A 21467-nucleotide genomic window follows, 5' to 3' on the forward strand; every position below is an offset into this window, starting at 1 on the left:
ATAGGTTGTACGATGACCGACGAGTCACCCTTCCCATAACAACAAGGAAACACCTATGAAGAACGTCAAACTGCTGGTCGGTTTTCTCTGCCTCTTCAGTGGCTACGTCGTCGCTGCGCCGGCGTCGGGCGAGAAAGAGGTCGCCAGCGCCGTCGACCATCTGACCCAAGCCATGCTGCACAAGAACATTTCCGAACTTAAAACCCTGACCGCCGAGAACCTGACCTACGGGCATTCCAGCGGCAAGGTTCAGGACAAGAGCGAATTCATCGCCGACATCGAAACCGGCAGAAGCGCGTTCAAAACCCTGGAAATGCAAAACCAGACCATCAACGTCTCCGGCGATGTAGCGTTGGTGCGCAATCATTTCTCGGCCCAGGCACTCAAGGGCACCGAAGTGATCCCGACCGAAATCGAGAACTTCCAGATCTGGCAGAAAAAGGATGGCAAATGGCTGCTGGTCGGCCGCCAGGCTTTCCACATCTAGCTTTCCATATTTAAAAAAAATCCCGCCCAAGGTCACTTGAGCGGGATTTTTTCACGACAACGCTATCAAGCCACTGGAATCATCGGATCCGCGGCGGCCAATGCGGCGGCACGGTCAGCGGCCGGTGGGTAGATCCACACGGTGTTGATCTGCGTCTTCAAGTTTTTGCCTTCCTGCTTGACCAGTTTGACCTGGCGATCCCAACCCTCGGTGTAGACCGCGCCCCAGGCACCCAGGTCCAGGCACGTTACGTACTTGGGCTGGCTATACGGTGTCGGGTCCACGCCCAGAATCTGCGCCGCCACGTTGTTTCCGGCGTGACGCCCCAGCGAGATGGCGTGCTGGCAGGTCATCATCGCGAAGTTGCCGATGTCGTCGCAGGCCGCGTAAGCCACATCGCCCGTGGCAAAGATGTCGTCCTGACCAATGACTTTCAAATGGCTGTCCACGTGCAGACGGCCTTGGCCATCACGCTCGGCAGGGATTTGCTCGGTCAAAGAGCTCGCGCGCACACCGGTGGTCCAGATCACGGTTTTGGCCTCGATGCGCTGGCCGTCGGCCAGGGTCACACCATTGGCGTCGACCGCCGCCACCGACGACTTCACGCGCCATTTCACTCCCAGTTCAGTGCTTGCCTCGGCAATCGACTGGCTGATTTCGGCGCCCATCGAAGCCCCGACCTTCTCGCCACGGTCGATGATGATCACTTCGATGTCGGCACCCTCACCGAGGATTTCCCGCAGACGTGCGGGCATTTCAGTCGCCGTTTCAATCCCGGTGAAACCGCCGCCGACGACGACCACGGTATTTCGGGCTTTGCTTTCTGGCTGGTTGGCCAGGGATTTCAGGTGGTTTTCCAGACGCACGGCTTGTTCGATCTGATCCACATCAAAGGCATGCTCGGACACGCCCGGGGTGTTCGACTGGGCCAGACGGCTGCCGGTCGCCAGAACGAGTTTGTCGTAGCTGAGGGTCTGGCGGGTGCCTGAAGCATCGGTGTAACCGACACTTTTGTGCTGCACGTCGATGGTCTCTGCGGCGCCCTTGATGAACTTCACACCGACCGCATCGAACAGCTCGCCGAGGGGTGCAGCCAGCTGATGAGCATTCGGTTCGTAGAAGCGCGGACGCACGCGCAGCTCGGCCTGGGGCGCCAGTACCGTGACCTCGACGCCGTTGTGATCATGCAGGTCGAACAGGCGTGTGGCGCTCAACGCCGTCCACATGCCGCCGAAACCTGCGCCGATAACCAGGATGTGCTGTTTCATGGTTTTAACTCCGAGGATGACCAAAGACTGAACTCGTTGCCGAGCGGACAACGGCGACTATAGATATCCGAGTTGCAGTGTGCAATATCCTTTTTACGATGACTGCCATCATCCACTTCAATACCTCGACAATCCCGTCAACAGCTTTTATCTATAAGCAACACGGGGCAGATAGCGATCAGCATGGATTATTGCCCGCCTATCCATCGACTGATAACATTGGCGACTCATTCAGTCGGAGATCCTGATGTCTCTTTACAGTGCGGGCGTTGAATACGGCATTCATTGCCTGATTTTTTTGGTAGGCGATTACGGCGACAGCCGTGAGGCGAGCGTGCGCGACCTCGCCGAACTGCAAGGCGTGCCGCTGGATTACCTGGCCAAGATCTTCACCCGACTGGCCAAGGCCAAACTGGTGATCGCCACCGAAGGCGTGCGCGGCGGATTCAAACTGGCGCGGCCGGCGGACGAAATCAGCGTGCTGGATATCGTCAACGCCATCGACGGCAAGAAACTGATCTTCGATTGCCGCGAGATTCGCGGGCGTTGCGCCTTGTTCGACGGCGCCCCACCGGCGTGGGCCCTCGACGGTCCTTGCGCGGTACACGCGGTGATGATGACGGCGCAAAAACGCATGGAAGAAGCGCTCGCCCAGCAGACCATTCTCGACCTCGCCAGAAGAGTCGGGCGCAAAGCCCCGGCCGAATTCGGCGACCAGTTGAACACCTGGATGAATGATCGACGCGAAAAGAAGACCGCCAGCAGTGTGGCGGTTGAGGACAAGCAGATCATCCCGACGACCGATCTCTCGGACTGACGATTCAGCTATGGGCAAACCGGATTAGAGCGCTCTATGATTAGGGCCCATGACGACCCCTGTTTCGATCCGCTCACCCTGCCCGCCCGGCGCCTGCACCTGCGGGCGTGACCCGCTGCTGGAAACACCGGGTGCGGACGTGCGCATCCTGTTTCTGACCCGCCCGGAAGAAAAGCGCCTGCTCGACCGCCTGGAAAACCTCCAGAGCCTGGCCGACCTCGAACGCCTGCAGCAGCGGATGTACGAGCAACTGGGCATCCGCGTCGAGATCGCCCCCAGCTTCAACGAAGTGCGGACCATGCGCGGCATCGGCATCACCCTCGGCGAGCAGCCGGGGCTGTGCCGCAAAACCCGCCAGTCGATCCCGGCCGCCATTCGCCGTGGCCTTGAGAAGCGCCCGGAGATTGCCTACAACATTCTCAATGCCAACGACTTGTTGCGAGATGCCTGACCGGGCGCCGGCCTATTTCACCTTGCGCAACAGAAAGTGCGACAGCGCCGGAATCAGCACCAACGCCCCGACCATGTTCCAGATGAACATGAACGTCAGCAAGATCCCCATGTCAGCCTGGAACTTGATCGGCGACCAGGCCCAGGTGATCACACCCGCGGCCAGGGTAATCCCGACCAACGCCACCACTTTCCCGGTGAACGCCACGGCATTGCGATACGCCTCGGTCAGCGACATCCCGGCACGTTGCTGCGCCAGTTGCACGCTCAACAGGTACAACGCGTAGTCCACGCCAATTCCCACACCGAGCGCAATCACCGGCAGCGTGGCCACTTTGACGCCCATGCCCAGCCAGACCATCAGCGCTTCGCAGAGGATCGAGGTCAACATCAGCGGCACCACGGCCACCACCACCGCGCGCCAGCTGCGGAAGGTGATGAAGCACAACACAATGACCGCGCCGTACACGTACAGCAGCATGGTGCGGTTAGCGTCACGCACGACGATGTTGGTCGCCGCCTCGATCCCGGCACTGCCGGCCGCCAACATGAACTGGCGCTCGCCGTTGCTGTGCTCTCGGGCGAAGGTTTCAGCCACTTGCACTACGCGGTCGAGGGTTTCGGCCTTGTGATCCGACAGGTACGCCACGATCGGCATCATGGAGCAATCGTTGTTGAACAGGTCCGGACTGCTGACCGAGGCCTGCTGCGCGCCGTAGTTGAGCACGTCCTGATTGCGCGCGATGGTCAGCATCTTCGGGTTGCCTTCATAGGAACCCGCCGTGATCTGGCGTACGGCATTGGTCAGCGACACCGTGGTTTGCACGCCAGGGATCTGCTGCAACAGCCAGCCGAGGCGATCGGCTTCCACCAGCGATTGGTACTTCAGACATCCCTCGCTCGGCGTCTTGAGCATGATTGCGAACTGGTCGCTGGACAGCGAATAGTTGCTGGTGATGTAAGCGTTATCACGGTTGTAGCGCGAGTCTGAACGCAGTTCCGGAGCACCTGGATCAAGGTCGCCGATCTTCAGATGATGGCTGACGATAATCCCGCCAACCGCCAACACAGCCGCCACGCTCACCGCGATGGTGGCCCAGCGGCGCTCGGTAAACTTGTCGAGGAAACTCCACAGCGCCCCGATGCCTTTACCGCGCAGCTCCTTGTTCTCGGCGCGCAAACTGCGCTCGGCGGCCTTGCGACTCACCCCCCAGTACGACAGCAACACCGGCAGCAATACCAGGTTGGTGAAGATCAGCACCGCCACACCGATGCTCGCGGTGATTGCCAAGTCCTGAATCACGGGGATATCGATCAGCATCAACACCGCAAAACCGACTGCATCGGCCAGCAACGCGGTAAGACCGGCGAGAAACAGACGGCGAAAGGTATAGCGCGCGGCGACCAGTTGATGGGTGCCGCGCCCGACGTCCTGCATGATCCCGTTCATCTTCTGTGCGCCGTGGGACACACCGATGGCGAACACCAGGAACGGCACCAGAATCGAGAACGGGTCAAGCGCAAAGCCGAACAGCGCAACCAACCCAAGCTGCCAGACCACCGCGATGACCGAGCAGAGAATCACCAGCGCGGTGCTGCGTACACAACGGGTGAAGTAGAAGATGATCGCCGTGGCAATCACCGCCGCGGCGCCGAAATACATCATCACCTGCATCAGGCCGTCGAGCAGGTCGCCGACCAGTTTGGCGAAACCGATCACGCGGATCTTGATCGGGCCTTTGCCCTCTTCGCCCGACACGCGAACGCTGCCGGAAAATTCGTATTTGTCGCGCAGTTTCTCTTCCAGGGTCTTGGAGAACTGGTGGTAATCGATGGCCTGCCCGGTGACCGGGTCTTTCTCCAGCAACGGCACGAAGATCATGCTCGACTTGAAGTTGTTGCCGATGAGGCTGCCGACGATGCCCGAGCGGGCAATGTTCTGCCGCAACTGCTGCACGCTTTGCGCCGAGCCGTCATAGGAATCGGGCATCACCGGGCCGCCCTGAAAGCCTTGCTCAGTGACTTCGGTCCAGCGCACCGCCGGGGTCCACAGCGACTTCATCCAGGCACGGTCGACGCCCGGCGTGACGAACAGTTCGTCGTTGATTTCTTTCAGGGCGTCGAGGTAGTGCGGGTCGAAAATATCGCCGTTGCTGCTCTCCACCACGACTCGCACCGCATTGCCGAGGCCGCGCAAGGCCTGACGGTTTTCCAGGTAGTTTTTGATGAAGGGCTGGCTCTGCGGGATCATCTTTTCGAAGCTGGCATTGAGCGTCAGCCGGGTCGTGGCGAAGAAGCTCAATGCAATCGTCACCAGCAGACAGGCCAGCACCACCCACAAGCGGTTGTTGAAGATCAGCCGTTCCAGGGCGTTACCGGAGCGTGCGTCGAAGCCCTTGAGCTCGCGGATAACCGGCATTGTTTCGAGTTCGTAGTGACCCATCATGGTGTTCTCTTTGTGATGCCGGGCTTATTCGAGAGGCAATTGACGCAGGCCACGGGTGCCTGCAAGCACCAGCGAACTGCCATTGGCCACTTGGGCAGCAGCCACCGGGGCCATCGTGGTGGTGGGTTGAATATGAAAACTTGCGCCGTCGTCGCTGCTGACCAATACATGGCCGGCCTGACTGACCAGCACGATGCGGCCATCAGACGTGACGGAGCTGGCAGTGATGCTCAGGGGCAAGCCGAGTTCGATTTTGTTCCAGCTCACGCCACTGTCAGTGCTGCGGTAAACGTTGCCGCGCAGACCGAATACCAGCGCCGCACCCGGCTTGCCGGTGATGCCAAAAAAGCTGCCGTTGTACGGTGTCGGCATCGCGTTGAACCGGCCGCTCGCACGGTCCAGTTTCAGCACCAGGCCCTGCTCGCCGACGATAAACAAATCGTCACCCACCGGGCGCAGTGCGTAGAGGTTCAGCGCGCTCGGGTTATCGGTGCGCTCCAGCAACGGCGTCCAGTGGCGACCGCCATCGTCGGTGCGCAGAATCAGGTTGAACGCGCCGACGATGTAGCCGACCTGATCGCTTTCGAACCAGACATCGAGGAAGGGTTTATCGGCGCCCTCCTCGACCATGCGTTGCGCGTCGCTGACCCGGTGTTGCAGGTCGGCATCATCCGGTTGACTGGCAAATTGGTGTTGGTAGTAATCGAGCAGGATCGGACCGACCTGACGGCCATCCAATTGTCGGGTCCAGGTCTGGCCGGCATCGCTGCTGTGCAGGACCACGCCGTCGTGACCGACCGCCCAGCCTTGTTGGGGGGTTGGAAAATTCACGGCAACCAGGTCGGAACTGACCGGTACTTGGGCCTGTTGCCAGTGTTGACCGGCATCATCGGAATAGAGAATGTGCCCGCGTTGGCCCACGGCAACCAGGCGGTCACCAGCGTGAGTCAGTCCGGTCAGCGTCGACCGCGCGGCCAGCTCGCTTGGCAGTGCCGGCGTGTCGAGCACATCGGCAAATTCGCCGGCGAACACCGGGCGGGTGAACGGCACGGCCAGGGCAGCTGACAACGCGGCCAGCAGGAACCACTTGATCATCGTCATTATTATTATCTCGGTGCACACCACGGTTCCCTTGTGGGAGCGAGCTTGCTCGCGATAGCGGCCACACAGTCGACATCCCTGTTGAATGTGCTGGCCTCGCAAGCAAGCCCGCTCCCACATTGGATTGCGGGGGTTTAGCGGATGCCAGCGCCAGCCAGCGATTCAGCAGACCACTGCGCCTTCGACAGCGGATCGATGTACTTCAAGCCGCCGTAAGGACCGTAGAAACCGTTGACGTTGTAGGCACCGGAAATCAGGTCATAGGTCATGTGGTTGATCGTGTCCGGAGCCTTCACGTCGTAGCTGTAGGTCAGGTGCGCGAAACCGCCACGGTAGAGTTGGCCACGGGCGTCATACTCGTCGGAGGCCAGGGCGATCCAGGTGTCTTCGTCGAGGTAGAACGTACGTTTGCTGTAGATGTGACGCTTGCCCGGTTTGAGCGTGGCTTCCACCACCCACACCCGATGCAGCTCCCAGCGCATCAGATCCGGATTGACGTGGTTGGCCTTCATCACGTCGGCCGCGTCTTTGTGGTAGCTCAACTTGTAAGTGTTGTACGGCACATACATTTCTTTCTTGCCGACCAGCTTGAAGTCGTAACGGTCCATCGCACCGTTGAAGACGAAAGCATCGTCATAGGTCGCTGCGCCGACAGTACCCGGGTTTGGCGTGTCATAGGCCAGGTCCGGTGCCAGTTTCACGCGGCGTTGCCCTGGCAGGTATTGCCAGGCGCGACGCGGTTGTTGCAGCGGGTTGACCGAGTCCATCAACAGCAGCGCTTCACCGGCACGACGTGCAGGGCCGGTGTAGGTCAGCTTGATCTTGTAGTACGTTTCATCGGACGTTACCGGACCGGCTGCACGCGACGGAGCAAAGAGCGGGTATTCGATGTTGAACACACCCGTGGAGCTCAACGAGGCAGTACCGGAGGAGTCGACGTTCCACGAGTCGTACTTGTTGGTCATTGCCACGCCTTGATAGCGCTGCAAGTGGTTCCACATGGCTTCGTAGCCGTCAGCGGGGATCGGGAACGGTACGCCCGGCAGGGAGTTTTCCAGACCCAGCCCGCCATCGGTGGTCTTGGCCGTCACCGCGTTTTTCGCGGTGTTGTCCAGGACGGCCTGAGGCATGGCGACGCTGCGGTGAGTCGGGTACACATCAAGGCGATACGATGGGTAGCGGGTGAGCAACGCCTGCGTGGTCGCGGTGAGTTTGTCTTTCTGCTCCGCCAATTCTTTGCCAGTGATGACCAGGCGTGGTTTGTCGGCACCGAACGGGTCCGGACGGAACGAGTCGCCGGTTTTGAAATCAGTCGGAATCGTGGTCAGACCGCCGGTGTACGCCGGAATGAGACCGTCGGCGCTGGCCGCTTTCTCAGCACCGACTGCCGTCAGGCTGGTGCCCAGTCTGGCCGCTTGATCGGCACTGACCGCCGCATGGGCGGAGCCGACGACGGCCAGCGCCAGGGCGGTGGCCAATAGTGTTTTAGCAAAATTCATGGGGTGTCTCCTGTTAACTCACAGCACTCGGATCAGAGGGTGGTTTTGAAAGTGAAAGTGACCATGCCGCGATCCTTGAGCTGGGCCACGGTACCGGCAAACGCAGTGGTCTGGCCGGGCACGCAGTTGTATTGACCGTTGGCACCGGGCGCGGCGCCATCGCCATGAGCGGAAGCGTTGCCGGCAGAACCACAGGTGTCGAAATCGCCAAAGTTATCGACGTACTTGAGGTCGAAGCGGTACTGGCTGTGCACATCCATGCCGACGCCGACCGAGTAGCTGCCGGTGCCTTTGTTGCCGCCCAGTTGCACGGACGACTGGCCCGCGAGGCCAACGTTGTAGCTGACCGGCATGAACATATCGATGCCGGGGAACACCTGGTACCAGGTCGGGTTGAAGTTCATGCCGACGATGTAGTTGTCCTTGGTGACCTTGTCGACGCCGTTGTACCAATCCTCACCCTTGAACAATTGCTTGTTCTCCGTCACGTCCAGCCAGCGGCTGTAGGCGAGCTCAACCAGCAACGAGGAGGAGTCCCAGAGCGGTGTTTCGCCGAAGGTGGTCAGGCCGTTCAGCACCGCGTGCACCGTGTTGCCGCGCGCCACGCCGTTTTCGCCATCGAAGCTGCTGATGAACCCTGGGGTTTCGCGTGCGCCCAATGTCGGGTTGACGGTGGCCGGAACGCTGGACAGCGGCATGTTGTGGCGATAGTTGAGGTCGAAACCGACACTCACGCCCGCAATGTTTTTGGCCAGGCTGAAACCGTAGACATCGATGTCATCCACGTAGAACTGGTTGTAGCTGCCGATGGTGCCCGAGGCGATTGCGGCAGGCGTGACAGCACCCGGTTGCAACACCAGATTGGGCAGGATGTCCGAGGTTTTGCGGTAGTAGAGGCCCATGGTGCCGTCCAGCCACGCCGGACTCCACTTGGCCATCAAACCAAAGTCGCCGCTGTTGCTCGGCGTGAACGTATGACCGTTTTGGAGGCGCAGGAACTGGTTGGCACCCAATGGCCCGGCGACGCCGAAGAACGGGTTCGCCGCACCAATCAAGGACAGGTTATGGCCGCCGCTCTGGATGCCGTCGTTGAAGCCCAGGTACGTGCCGGACTCCGGCAAGCGTGCGGCATCCCAATCGAGAAAATACTGCGCAGCGAGGGTCAGTTCCGGATTGACGGTGAAGCTGGTGGACAGCTGATTACGCGGGATGAACAGCTCTTTGGCTTCGGTGCCCGGCACTGCGAGGGCCTTGGACAAGTCCAGACCCGATTGGCCATAGCTGTTGCCGTGGGCAAAGGCCAGAACGCTTTCACCCCAATAGACCGTGTGCTTACCGGCCTTGCCACTGAGCATCGACTCGTCGCCGATTTCGGTGCTGCCGAACACAAAGGCGTCGAGGATCTCGGAGGACGGACCATTGTAATAACGGTCGGCATAGCCGCTCTGGTGCTTGGAATCAGCTTTGCCATCATTCAGCTGGTTGGTCGACGGGTTGTAGCTGCCGATATCGTCATACGCATGGTCGTACCAGCTGTTGGCGCTGACCCGAAAGCCCATCTGTTTTTTGTACACCACGTCCAGTTCAGACATGACGTCGAGACGCTGGGCGACCGGACTGCCGGAAGAAAAGTTGCGGTCACCGTCGTTGTTGTTCCACGAGTTGGCCAGCTTGCTGTTCGGTGCTTCTACGCGCTGGGCGTAGTTGAATTTCAGGGTGTTGTCGAAACGAACCGTCAGGTCCTCGTTCCCCGTATCAAATTCGAACGCCTGCGCTGGCGCCATGCCCAGCCCGGCGAGTACCGCCGAAGCCAGCAGCCCGCGCCGCAGATTTGGATGGCAGATCTTATTGTTGTTATTCATCTAGCGTGCTCGCCTTCTCTGTGGTTTCACGAAAAGTCATTCAAAAAATGCCGACTTTGGTGGAGTGCCCTGCTCTAAGGAGCACTGACCGGATCGGTCGAGACTGTTGTATCGCGAGGGGTGGGGGGGTCGCCGGTCAATTGGGCCAAATCATCGGTCAGCGCAACTTCCCGCTCACTGTGGCGAGGGGGCTTGCCCCCGTTGGGCTGCAAAGCAGCCCCAAAATCACTGATCGCACCTAGGATCTTGTGAGTGCTACGCACTCAAACGGGGGCAAGCCCCCTCGCCACAGGGACCACTCCTACAGAGGAATTGTTGTTTGTCTGGGGGGTTGGGTTTCAGAGTTGCTGGCGGAAATCCGTGGGCGACAGCCCGGTCCAGCGCTTGAAAGCGCGGGTGAAATTGCTGGTGTCACTGAAACCCAATAGAAAGGTGATTTCAGTCACCGGCCGCGATGCCTGGCTCAGGTAGCTGTACGCCAGTTCCTTGCGGGTGTCGTCGAGCAGTTGCTGGAAATGCGTGCCACGCTGGGACAGTTTGAGCTGCAGCTTGGTCGGGCTCATGTGCAGCGCGCCGGCCACCCGGTCGCGGGTGCAATCGCCGTCCGGAAGGAACTCGATGATCTTCTGGGTCACGCCGGTGATCACATCGCTTTTGTCCAGGCGCGCCAGGTAACTGATGATGATGTTGTCGTTGACCTGCGCCAGTTCCGGGCACGATCCGCTGAGCGGATAGACCATATCCGCCTTGTGAAACACCATCAGGCTGCTGGCCTGCCCGAACAATACCGGCGACCGGTACAACGTTTCGTAAGGCGCCCCGCCTTCGTGGGGCATGGGGCGACAGAACTCCATTCGTACCGGCTTGAACTCCTGTTTATAGAGCAAGCGCATGGTACGGATCAGAAAGCCGAAAAACGCATCTTCAGTCTCGTAGCACAGCTCCAGCAGGTGATCGCAGCGGAACAGCACCTGGTCATCCACCTGCGTGACATGCACCTTGGCGACCTGGGACACCAGGCGAAAATAACGCTCCAGTCGCCGACAGAAATCCAGCAATGTGCCACTCGCCGCCAGGGAGTATCCCAAGGCATGCAGGTGCGTCAGATGAATATGCTTGGCCACCGTCAGGCCGAAATACGGATTGTTGGTCACATCGACGCAGGCCCGATAGAGCTTGGTCATCGTCGCGACCGGCAGGCGGGTCATCGGATCGGTCGCCACGCCCAGCGGAATACCCATCGCGAGGAAAATCCGCTTGCTGTCGACCCCACTGGCGTCCAGCGCGCGGGCGATGGCCACGGTGTAGCTGCTGATGGTGGAAGGCTGCAAGGCTTCTTCACGCAACGAGTTTTCGGTGCCGGGCGTATCCATTTTCGAACCTGACATGGGCCTGCCTGTTGGGGATGCGAAATCCGATACTCGCCCCCCCCCGTCCATCGGTCAATGCTCGGTGATGGGCATATTCACGATGTTCCAGTGCTTGGCGCGATAGACACCTGCCCCACTGACCAGCGAATTGATTCTATTGACCGGTGCCGCGCCGGCCTTATACCCACAATGCGTTCATGTGGTGCATCAAATAAAAAGAGAAGAACAGCATGAGCCAGAACGCAGAGTTCGATTACATCGTAGTTGGCGCGGGCGCGGCCGGTTGCGTGGTTGCCAGTCGCCTGTCGGAAGATCCGTCGATTTCCGTCTGCCTGCTCGAAGCCGGTGGCCCCGACAGCCATCCGCTGGTGCATATGCCGGCAGGTGTCGCGGCGATGGTGCCGACGTCGATCAACAACTGGCAGTACCAGACCGTGCCGCAGCCGGGCTTGAATGGTCGCATCGGTTACCAGCCACGGGGCAAGACCCTGGGCGGCAGTTCTTCGATCAACGCCATGGCCTATCACCGTGGCCACCCGCGTGATTTCGACCGCTGGGCTGTCTTGGGCAACCCCGGCTGGAGCTATCAGGACGTGCTGCCGTTCTTCAAGCGCGCCGAGCACAACGAACACTTCAAAGACGAACTGCACGGCCAGAACGGCCCGTTGAATGTGCGCTTCCATTCCTCGCCCAATCCGTTTGGCGAAACCTTTGTCGAGGCCGGTGTACAGGCGGGTTATCCGCCCTGCCCCGACCAGAACGGCGCGACCATGGAAGGCTTCGGTCGCGTTCAGGTGATGCAAAAGGACGGACAGCGTTGCAGCGCGGCCAAGGCCTACCTCACCCCAAACCGCCATCGCAGCAACCTGCACATCGAAACCCACGCCCACGCCACGCGAATCCTGTTCGACGGCAAGCGAGCGGTGGGCATCGAGTTTGTGCAGAACGGCGCCAAACGCACCCTGCGCGCCCGGCATGAGTTGATTTTGAGTTCCGGTGCCTTCAACTCCCCACAACTGCTGCTTTTGTCCGGTATCGGGCCAACCAGCCAGTTGCTGAAATTCGACATCCCGGTGGTTCACGAACTGCCAGGGGTCGGTCAGAACCTGGTGGATCACATCGATTACGTGCACTCCTATCGCGTCAAGTCGCGCAACTTGATCGGTCTGTCGCTGGCCGGTGCCTGGGACATCGCCAAAGCGGCGATCCGTTACTGGCGCCGCCGCAGCGGGCCGCTGACCACCAATTTCGCCGAGGCCTGCGCCTTCGTCAAAACCTCACCAGAACTGGCCCAGGCCGACATCGAACTGGCGCTGACCATCGCCATGTTCGCCGACCATGGGCGCACGCTGTATCGAGGTCACGGGCTGAGCGTCCATGCCTGCCTATTGCATCCGAAAAGCGTCGGGCAACTGACCCTGGCGAGTGCCGACCCGATGGTCGCGCCGCTGATCGACCCGGCGTTCCTGACCCATCCTGATGACATCAAGACGCTGGTCGAAGGCTACCGGATCATCCAGAAGGTCATGGCCACCCCGGCGTTCAAGGCGTTCTGCCCGCAGGATGTGATTGACGCGCCGATGAACAGCGACGCTGAAGTCGAGCAGGTGTTGCGCAACCGTTCCGACACCCTCTATCACCCGGTCGGCACCTGCAAAATGGGCGCCGATGAGCTGGCGGTGGTGGATGCCCGATTGAAGGTGCATGGCCTGGAAGGTTTGCGCGTGGCCGACGCCTCGATCATGCCGACTATCATTGGCTGTAGCACCACCGCCGCAACAGTGATGATCGGCGAAAAAGCCGCCGAGTTTATTTGTCAGGATCGCGCTGCAAGCGCCTCTCTTTCCTCGAAGGACGATCATGAATCCAGTACGCAGCCTTACCCCGCATAAGCTGCTGGTGGTTTCAGCGGTCATCGAACTGGCGACCGGCGTAGCGTTGCTGCTCACGCCGGGCCTGGTCAGCCAGCTGTTGCTGGGCATCGCGACGGACGCGAGCGATCTGATCGCCCGTTGTTTTGGCGTCGCTTTGATTGCCCTCGGCATCGCCTGTTGGCCGCGACCGGCCAACCCTGGCGCGCTGCGTTCGATGCTGTTCTACAACGGCGCGATTGCGTTGTACCTGGCGTACATCGGCGTGCTGGTCGGCGGCGGTTTATTGCTGTGGCCGGCGGTGGTGTTGCATGCCGTGCTGAGCGCGTTGTTTTTGCGTCGTTAACCTCCCCTCATTTTCAAACATCCAAAGGAGTACGCACATGGGCGTATTGGACGGCGTTCGTATCGTCGAAATTGCCGGTATCGGACCGGGGCCGTTTTGCGGCATGTTGCTGGCGGACATGGGCGCTGAGGTGATCCTGGTGGAACGCGCCGGCAAGGGCGGCGACATGCTCGACCTGGGCAAGCACGCCATCGTCAATCGCGGCAAACAGTCGATTGCCCTCGACCTCAAGGACCCCGACGCCATCGAAGCGGTGCTGCGTCTGATCGAGGGCGCCGACGCGCTGATCGAAGGCATGCGTCCCGGTGTCATGGAGCGTCTGGGCCTTGGCCCCGACGTGTGCCTGGCGCGCAATCCGCGACTGGTTTACGGGCGCATGACCGGTTGGGGCCAGCACGGGCCGTTGGCCCAGGCTGCCGGCCACGACCTCAACTACATCGCCCTCTCCGGCGCCTTGTGGTTCAGCGGCGAGGCCGGCCAGCCGCCGATGGCACCGCCGACGTTGGTGGGTGATCTGGGGGGTGGTGCGTTGTACCTGGCGATGGGCATTCTGGCGGGGATCATTAACGCCAGCACCAACGGCGTCGGGCAGGTGGTGGACGCGGCGATTGTCGATGGCAGCGCCAACCTGATGAACCTGTTGCTGTCCGCGCACTCCGCCGGTCAGCAGCCGCTGGAACGCGGTCGCGGGTTGCTCGACGGCGCCCATTGGGCCCGCACGTACGCCTGCGCCGACGGTTTGTTCGTCAGCGTGCAAGCCCTTGAACCGCAGTTCAATGCCTTGCTGTTCAGCAAATTGGGACTGGGTGACGACCCGGACTTCAAGAGCCCGTACGATCCGCGCCAGTGGGGCCCGTTGCGCACGCGCCTGGAAGCCGTGTTTGCCAGCCAGCCACGCCAGCACTGGATCGATCTACTGGAAGGTACCGATGCGTGCTTTGCCCCGGTACTGACGCCGGCCGAAGCCCTTGAACATCCGCACATGGCCGAACGCGGCGTGTATTCGCGCAAGGATGGCGTGTTGCAGGCGGCACCGGCGCCCCGGTTTTCCGCGACGCCTTCGGCGGTGGGCAACGTGCCGATCCGTGGCGAACACAGCACAGGCATTCTGCGCAAGGCAGGCTTGAGTGAAGAGCAGATCCAGCGGCTGCTCTGAAAAACCGGCGCCAGATGCCCATCAGATAAGTACCGGAGTTCCACAATCCCCTGTGGGAGCGAGCTTGGTCCCACAGGTTCTGCGTTTTAACTGGGTCGCAGGACGTGGGCCAGACACGCTTTTGTGGCGAGGGGGCTTGCCCCCGTTGGGTCGCGAAGCGGCCCCCTCTTCACCCCAAAAAAAGGGGACTGCTGCGCAGTCCAACGGGGGCAAGCCCCCTCGCCACATCAGTTTTCAGTTGAGGCGTCTCATCATTCAACCCCGCTGCTGGCGACGACGCCGCCACACCAGCACGCCCACCAATACCACCAGCACCGCAAGCGCGGCAGCCTTGAGTTTGGGAATGACCACGTGTTTCAAGGCATACATTTGCCCCTGGTGCATGTAGTCATAACCGGCCGGCATCGGCAGCACGCCGTTGACGCGGGCGTACTCGGCGTAGTCGGCCTGCATGGCCACAAAGCGCCCGGGCATCTGCTGTTGCAGGTCGCTGACCTCACCTGGGTCGGTGACGATGTTGTAGAGGTGCCATTGCTCGTTGCCCACCGGTTTGAGGCTTTTCACCAGTTTGTAATCGCCTTTGAACAACGCGGCGCTGCCGGACAGTTCATAGCCGATGGCTTGATCTTCTGGGTGCACACGCTCCGTCACGCCAGTGACCACCGGCACCAGGCTGTTGCCGATCATTGGCTCCACGGCTCGACCTTGAAACTGGCCGTTATGCACCGGCACGCCGGCCACTTCCAGCAAGGTTGGGACGATGTCATTGACGTGGGTAAAGGCTTTGGCGATGTGATTGGCCTGAATGCCAGGCACGCCTGAAACGATCAACGGCGTGCGCAAACCGCCCTCGCCGGCAAAGAACTTGTAGCCGCTCAATGGCGACGCGGCGGCACTGGCCCAGCTCGGGCCGATGCTGGTGAAGGCACCCTTGCTGCCCAGGCGATCGAGCTGGCGGGTGTAGTTCATTTCCAGCCACAGCCGCACGGCGGGGATGGCATACGGGTCGGTGGGTTCGCTGCCGTTATCGGACAGGAACACGAACACGGTGTTGTCGTACTCGCCGGTGTCTTTCAGGTGCTGGATCAAGCGGCCGATTTCCTGGTCCATGGTTTCCGCCATGCCGGCATAGACTTCCATGCGCCGCGCTTCGTAGCGTTTTTCATGCTCATCCAGCGCGTTCCAGTCGGCGGTACTGGCCATGGTTTGCATGCCGACACCGGCCGGGATCAGGCCCAGTTCCACCGCCCGGTCGCGTCGCTCATTGCGCAACGCGGTCCAGCCAGCGTCATAGCGTCCCTTGTACTTGTCGATGTTCGCCTTGGGCGCCTGGACCGGAACGTGGTTGGCCTGAAAACCCAGGTAGGCGAAAAACGGCTTGCCGTCCTGCCGGTCGTTCTCGATGTACTCCAGCGCCTTGTCGACGATGAAGGTCGAGGAGTAATAGTCCTTCGGCAGATGCGCCGGCTGGCCGTTCTCGAACCAGGCGGCCTTGTCGTACAGCGGCGCGTAAGGGCGTTCTTCCCAGTTATCCGAGCCGCTGTCGGCCTGGATGAACGAGCGGTCGAAGCCACGGTTGTTTGGCAAGGTGTCCGGGGTTTTGCCCAAGTGCCATTTACCGGTGATGTAGGTGCGGTAACCGCCCTCCTTGAGGCGGCGGGCGACGGTGATTGCATTGTCGTTGAGTACACCGCTGTAACCGGGTTTGCCCAAGTGTTCCTCGGGCATGGTTTCCGGCATGTTGCCGACACCGTTGCGATGGTTGTCGACGCCGGTCAGCAGCATCGAACGCGTCGGCGAGCAGGAGGCGGTGACATGGAAGTCGGAAAAGCGCACACCTTCGCGAGCCAGGGTGTCGATGTTCGGCGTGGCGATTTCACTGCCGAAAGAACCGACATCGCTGTAGCCCCAGTCGTCGGCGACCAGCACCACGATGTTCGGCTGTTTGGAGGCGGCGAAACTTTGGCTGGCGAACGCCAGGCAACACATTGCCAGGGCTAGTGGCTTCAACGGAGTCATCCAGGGTTTCCTTTGTTTTTGCCTGTCATAAAATCTGTTTCACATGGCTCCCACAGTTGATGGGTGTTGGGCTCGGGTCAGGGTTTCAATAGAGCACCAACGACCCGGCGAAACAGCCGGCCGTAGGGCGGGCGTAAAAGACCCATGACGTCCCAACGCGGCGGTGTGAACACCGAACGTTCCAGGCTGAATGCCTTGAACCCGTATCCGCCCCGGTAACGACCAAAACCTGAGTGTCCACAGCCGCCAAAGGGCAAGTCAGTCTGGAACAGGTGCTGCATGACTTCATTAATACACGCGCCCCCCGAATGGGTGCGTTCCAGCACGTGCTTGGCTTCAGCGCGGTTGTCACCGAAGTAATACAGCGCCAGAGGCCTTGGATGCGCATTGATGTACGCAAGCACTTCGTTGATATCGCGATAACCGCGAATCGGCAGCAACGGGCCAAACACTTCCTCTTGCATCACCCGCGTCGAGTCTGGCGGATCAACTACCAGGGTCGGTGCGATCTTGCGTGAAGCGCTCAAATCCTCGTTACCCGGATTGACCTCGATCACCCTGACGCAATGCTCACGGGCGTCTTGCAGACAGGCTTGCATCCGCTGGTATTGCCCGGGCGTCGCCATGGCCGTGTAGTCCGGATTGTTCAGCAGCGTCGGGAACAGGCGCTGCATTTCGACCTGCATGAAGGTCAACAAGCGTTCGAGGTCATCCTCGTGCACAAACACATAATCCGGGGCGATACAGGCCTGCCCGGCGCTGACGCCCTTCCCGCCCCAGATACGCTTGGCGGCGTTTTGCAGATCGGCGCCGCGACCGATGATGGTCGGCGACTTGCCGCCCAGTTCCAGGGTCAACGGTGTCAGGTTTTCTGCGGCGGCGCGCATCACCAGCCGCCCGACCCGTGGACTGCCGGTAAACACCAGGTGATCCAGCGGCAACGCGGAAAACGCCGCGCCGAACTCGGCACCGCCGATGAAGCCTGCCACTTCGGTGTCGTCGAACTGCCTGGTCAGCAGTTCGATCAGCAGGCTGGCCGTGGCGGGCGACTGATCGGAAAACAGCAGAATCGCCCGATTGCCCGCCGCCAGCGCTTCGGCCAATGGCCCCAGCGCGATGGCAATCGGGAAATTCCACGGCGAGATGATGCCGATCGTTCCCAGCGGCTGAAAACGGATTTCAGCCCGGGCACCCAGCCAACCGCTGCCCAGTTCGGCTTTGCGGCGCTGCGGACGCATCCATTGGCGCACGCGATCGCGCGCATATTTCAGGCCCTGCACCGGAAGCAACACATCCGCCAGCAGCGACTGATCATGACTGCGCCAGGTGAAGTCCTTGGCCAAGGCGTCGCAAAGTGCCTGCTGGTTGTCCAGCAACAGCTTGATCACCCGGTTGATCCGCTCAATGCGCAGCTCGGCGGACGGCGGCCCCTCGGCCAAGGAAGCGGCCTGTTGACGGGCGAGCACCGCCGCGACCCGTGTCGAGGCAGGAACAAACAGACTGTGCGCATCATCAGCAAGAGGCGAGTGCATGGTCGTCATCCTATTGTGCGGGCGCATTGGGGCCGATCAGTTCGAAGTCCGGCGAGAATTTGTCCAGCGAGCCCAATACGTCATAGACCGCGATCTTGCTGCCGTCGATCTTCAGCTGACCTTTGATCACCGCCTCAATCGGCGAGAGCTTTTCCGCCAGGATGGCGTTCAGCGTTTCGCGGGTCAGGGACAGCGTGGCGTCGGCCTTGTCGGCGCTGTAATCGGCGACGTAGGTCAACGCCGAGTTTTCCAGATTGAGCATGTAGCGCTTGCCGTCAGGCCCGACATCCGTGAAGTTCCAGTTGAGGACAATGTGCTTGCCCTCGACATCCGGCGCCTTCAGGCGCACACCCAGGTAATCGAAAATGTTGTCGATGGTCAGCGAACGCAGCATGTCGGGACTGGCGGTGCGCAATGGCGAAGCGAGTTTCTTCCCGCCACTGCGTTGTTCCATGGCCGCGGCCAGGTAGCTGTTGCGCTCCACTGCGGACTCGGCCTGATAACCCAGTTGCTCGAGCGCATCGGCGGACAACTCTCGCGCAGCCTTGTTGTCCGGTTCGGCGTAGATCAAATGGCTCATGGCTTGCGCCACCCAGCGGTACTGACCGTTGGCAAAGTCAGTGCGCGCGTGGGCCAACACGGCGTCGGCACCGCCGCCATATTCGACGAATTTCTTGCCGTAATCGCCATCGGACAACGCATCCATGTTGGCCGGGTTGGCGTCATACCAGCCCATGTATTGCTGATACACCGCTTTGGAGTTGCGTTGTACCGAACCGTAAAAACCATGGGTAAAGGTTTCGCTGGCCAGGCTCGCCGGCACGTGGCTGCGCATGTATTCGGCGATCTCGACTGGTTTGTAGCCCTTGTTGATCAGGCGCAACGACTGGTCGTGCAGCCACTTGTACATGTCCCGTTGCTTGGACAGATAGTTGACCACGCGCACCTGACCAAACACCGGCCAGCCGTGCTGCCCCACCAGAATGTCGGCGCCAGGTGCGAATTGATGCATCGCTTGGTTCAGGTATTTGGACCAGGCCAGACCATCGCGAATGGTTGCCCCGCGCAACGTAAGCAATTGATGTTGGGTCGGCAGCGCCAGTTCACCGGTATCCAGCACTTTGAACTGCGGGAAGTAGTGGATGAACTCAGCGGGGGCTTCGGTGCCGGGTGCGAGCATGTTGACGATTTCGACGCCATCGATTGTGAGGGTTTGCACCGGCTGGTCGAGTTCCAGGGTCGGCGGGATCAGGGTGATGGTGCCGTTGGACAAGGCCTTGGCGCCGCCTAGGTCAATCTGGCCCTGGGGGCTGCGCGGTAACGTGGTGCCAAACTGGTACTCGGCGCGACGGCTCATGGCATTACCGGCCATCACGTTTTCGGCGACCGCTGTCTCCATGAAGCCTTTCGGCGCAATGATCTGCACCTTGCCCGATTTCACGTCCGCTTCATCGACGATGCCGCGAATACCCGCGAAGTGATCGACGTGGCTGTGGTTGTAGAACACCGCGACCACCGGTTTGCGCGGGCGGTGCTGGTAATAGAGTTCCAGCGAGGCGTGCGCCACCTCAGTCGCGAGGTTGCAGTCAATGATGATCAGGCCGGTCTTGCCTTCGATGATGGTCATGTTGGTCAGGTCGAGACCGCGCACCTGATAAAAACCATCCGTGACCTTGAACAGCCCGTTGGCCATGCTTTTGCGCGCCTGCTGCCACAGGCTCGGGTTGACCGTGGCCGGCGCGTCGGCGGCACCGAGGAATTCATAGCCCTTGAGGCTGTACACCACGTGACCGTCGGCGGCGATGGTTTCGGCGTCGGGCAGGCTGGCGATGAAACCGTGCTGGATGTCCGCTTCTACCAGCGGATCAACGGCCGGCATGCTGTGCGCGGTGTTCGCGTTGGCGGCGATGGTCGACTCGGTCGCGGCTTTCTGGCCACCCTGCCCGGCGCTGTTATCGACTGCTTGCAGATGCAGGCCGCTTTGACCTCGCGACCATTGCAGCCCACCGACAATGCTGGCGGCCAACACTGACACCGTCAGCACTACACGGACTTTCTTCATCGCACGGTCTCTCTCTAATTGTTGTTCGAATACCGTTCCGATGGTGCAAGCAAGGCGCCCGGGTTGCGGGTCTTCTCAATCAATTCATCTGTCTTCACAGACCGTACAGATAGACCGGGCAATGAGTAACCTGTGGTGAGTGATTACCTGTGGCGAGGGGGCTTGCCCCCGCTGGGCTGCGCAGCGGCCCCCTTCGCCCGTAATAAAGATAGGGACTGCTGCGCAGTCCAACGGGGGCAAGCCCCCTCGCCACAGGTCAGCATCCGAACTGACGGATAGCCCTCCCCTGCGGACAACCGCTTTCGTTGCAATGACCTGCGACAGCCCCGCTTGCGTTCCTACTATCGGCCCATCAACAACGCCAATAGAGCGCAAACAATAAGGGGAGTTGTCATGAGTGATGATGTGCTGCTGTATGAAATCGTCGGCCCGGTGGCGCGTTTGACGCTCAATCGCCCACGAGCCATGAACGCGTTGAACCTGGCGACCCTCGCCGAGCTGGAACGCTGCCTCGACGACATCGCGCTCAACGATGATCTGCGGGCGGTGATCCTCACCGGCAACGGTCCGGCCTTCTGCGCCGGTGCCGACCTGAAAGAAGTGTTGGCCGGCAGCAGCCTGCCCGCTGGCGAAGCCGATTTCCTCGACCGCGCCAATCAAGTCTTCGGTCAGCTGCGTAATTTCCCTAAACCAGTGATCGCCGCCCTTAACGGCGTGACCATGGCCGGGGGTCTGGAACTGGCGATGTGCGCCGACATCGTGGTCGCCGCACAAAGCGCGACCCTGGCCGACGCCCATGCCAATTTCGGTGTCTTTCCTGGCGCTGGCGGCGCCGCCGTGCTGCCGCGCCTGATCCCGCTGAACATCGCGATGTACTTGCTGATGACCGGCAAATCCCTCTCGGCTGCTGAAATGCAAGGCTACGGCCTGGTATGCGAAGTCCACGCCGACGACGAACTCGCCAACGCCGCCGTGAAGCTGGCCACGCAAATTGCCAAAAAGAGCCCGATCGCCCTGCGCCGCATGAAAGAAGTGGCCCGCGCCTCGGCTGACAAATCCCGCGACGACGCCTTGCTGCACGAGCAAGTGATGCTGCGTCAGCACCTGCGCACCGCCGATTTCCAGGAAGGCCTGCAAGCCTTCGGCGAAAAACGCGCACCGAACTTCAAGGGCCGCTAGGC

General features: G+C 60.8%; 16 protein-coding genes. 7 read left to right on the forward strand and 9 right to left on the reverse strand.

What is annotated here, in order from left to right; genetic code table 11:
• Window positions 1-55 precede the first annotated feature (55 nt).
• Window positions 56-487, forward strand: coding sequence for a nuclear transport factor 2 family protein (locus tag ACWKV5_RS01505; protein ID WP_483839849.1), 432 nt, complete (start codon window positions 56-58; stop codon window positions 485-487).
• Window positions 488-552: 65 nt separating this feature from the next.
• Here ACWKV5_RS01505 and ACWKV5_RS01510 read toward each other — a convergent pair whose 3' ends face one another.
• A complete protein-coding gene (locus tag ACWKV5_RS01510; RefSeq protein WP_483839850.1) occupies window positions 553-1755 on the reverse strand; it encodes an NAD(P)/FAD-dependent oxidoreductase in 1203 nt (400 codons plus the stop codon).
• A gap of 247 nt (window positions 1756-2002) precedes the next feature.
• On the opposite strand from ACWKV5_RS01510, the gene ACWKV5_RS01515 reads away from it, so the two are divergent.
• Both ACWKV5_RS01515 and ACWKV5_RS01520 read left to right on the forward strand, forming a co-directional pair.
• Window positions 2003-2572 (forward strand): RrF2 family transcriptional regulator, encoded by a 570-nt coding sequence (locus ACWKV5_RS01515; protein ID WP_483839851.1) that lies wholly within the window; start codon window positions 2003-2005, stop codon window positions 2570-2572.
• A 49-nt stretch (window positions 2573-2621) separates the two neighbouring features.
• On the forward strand, window positions 2622-3023 hold the full coding sequence (locus ACWKV5_RS01520; RefSeq protein WP_483839852.1) for a hypothetical protein: 402 nt from the start codon (window positions 2622-2624) through the stop codon (window positions 3021-3023).
• Window positions 3024-3035: 12 nt separating this feature from the next.
• Here ACWKV5_RS01520 and ACWKV5_RS01525 read toward each other — a convergent pair whose 3' ends face one another.
• The 5 genes from ACWKV5_RS01525 to ACWKV5_RS01545 form a co-directional block, all read right to left on the reverse strand.
• The gene (locus tag ACWKV5_RS01525; protein WP_483840309.1) at window positions 3036-5465 is read right to left on the reverse strand and encodes an efflux RND transporter permease subunit; all 2430 of its coding nucleotides are present in this window, start codon (window positions 5463-5465) and stop codon (window positions 3036-3038) included.
• Between the two features lie 27 nt (window positions 5466-5492).
• Window positions 5493-6569, reverse strand: a complete 1077-nt coding sequence (locus ACWKV5_RS01530) for a WD40/YVTN/BNR-like repeat-containing protein (RefSeq protein WP_483839853.1) — start codon at window positions 6567-6569, stop codon at window positions 5493-5495.
• Window positions 6570-6703: 134 nt separating this feature from the next.
• The gene (locus tag ACWKV5_RS01535) at window positions 6704-8068 is read right to left on the reverse strand and encodes a DUF1329 domain-containing protein (RefSeq protein WP_483839854.1); all 1365 of its coding nucleotides are present in this window, start codon (window positions 8066-8068) and stop codon (window positions 6704-6706) included.
• A gap of 32 nt (window positions 8069-8100) precedes the next feature.
• Window positions 8101-9930: a DUF1302 domain-containing protein gene (locus tag ACWKV5_RS01540; RefSeq protein WP_483839855.1), complete on the reverse strand. Its 1830-nt coding sequence runs from the start codon at window positions 9928-9930 to the stop codon at window positions 8101-8103.
• 338 nt (window positions 9931-10268) lie between these two features.
• Complete coding sequence (locus tag ACWKV5_RS01545; RefSeq protein ID WP_483839856.1) at window positions 10269-11318, reverse strand: AraC family transcriptional regulator; 1050 nt, start codon at window positions 11316-11318, stop codon at window positions 10269-10271.
• 212 nt (window positions 11319-11530) lie between these two features.
• Between ACWKV5_RS01545 and ACWKV5_RS01550 the strand changes: the two genes are divergently transcribed.
• From ACWKV5_RS01550 to ACWKV5_RS01560, 3 genes are read left to right on the forward strand one after another with little or no spacing between them, the layout of a single operon-like run.
• Window positions 11531-13192, forward strand: a complete 1662-nt coding sequence (locus tag ACWKV5_RS01550; protein WP_483839857.1) for a GMC family oxidoreductase — start codon at window positions 11531-11533, stop codon at window positions 13190-13192.
• On the forward strand, window positions 13161-13517 hold the full coding sequence (locus ACWKV5_RS01555) for a hypothetical protein (protein ID WP_483839858.1): 357 nt from the start codon (window positions 13161-13163) through the stop codon (window positions 13515-13517). Before ACWKV5_RS01550 ends, ACWKV5_RS01555 begins: the two co-directional genes overlap by 32 nt.
• A gap of 37 nt (window positions 13518-13554) precedes the next feature.
• Window positions 13555-14673 (forward strand): CaiB/BaiF CoA transferase family protein, encoded by a 1119-nt coding sequence (locus ACWKV5_RS01560; protein ID WP_483839859.1) that lies wholly within the window; start codon window positions 13555-13557, stop codon window positions 14671-14673.
• 255 nt (window positions 14674-14928) lie between these two features.
• Here ACWKV5_RS01560 and ACWKV5_RS01565 read toward each other — a convergent pair whose 3' ends face one another.
• From ACWKV5_RS01565 to ACWKV5_RS01575, 3 genes are all read right to left on the reverse strand, one after another.
• Window positions 14929-16692 carry an arylsulfatase gene (locus ACWKV5_RS01565; RefSeq protein WP_483839860.1) on the reverse strand — a complete coding sequence of 588 codons (1764 nt, stop codon included), beginning with the start codon at window positions 16690-16692 and terminating at the stop codon, window positions 14929-14931.
• Between the two features lie 77 nt (window positions 16693-16769).
• Window positions 16770-18224 (reverse strand): coniferyl aldehyde dehydrogenase, encoded by a 1455-nt coding sequence (locus ACWKV5_RS01570; protein WP_483839861.1) that lies wholly within the window; start codon window positions 18222-18224, stop codon window positions 16770-16772.
• Between the two features lie 10 nt (window positions 18225-18234).
• Window positions 18235-20286: an alkyl/aryl-sulfatase gene (locus ACWKV5_RS01575; RefSeq protein ID WP_483839862.1), complete on the reverse strand. Its 2052-nt coding sequence runs from the start codon at window positions 20284-20286 to the stop codon at window positions 18235-18237.
• Between the two features lie 393 nt (window positions 20287-20679).
• Here ACWKV5_RS01575 and ACWKV5_RS01580 point away from each other — a divergent pair, with 393 nt between their 5' ends.
• A complete protein-coding gene (locus tag ACWKV5_RS01580; RefSeq protein ID WP_483839863.1) occupies window positions 20680-21465 on the forward strand; it encodes an enoyl-CoA hydratase/isomerase family protein in 786 nt (261 codons plus the stop codon).
• Window positions 21466-21467 lie beyond the last annotated feature (2 nt).

It is taken from the genome of Pseudomonas oplopanacis (genome assembly GCF_057128725.1).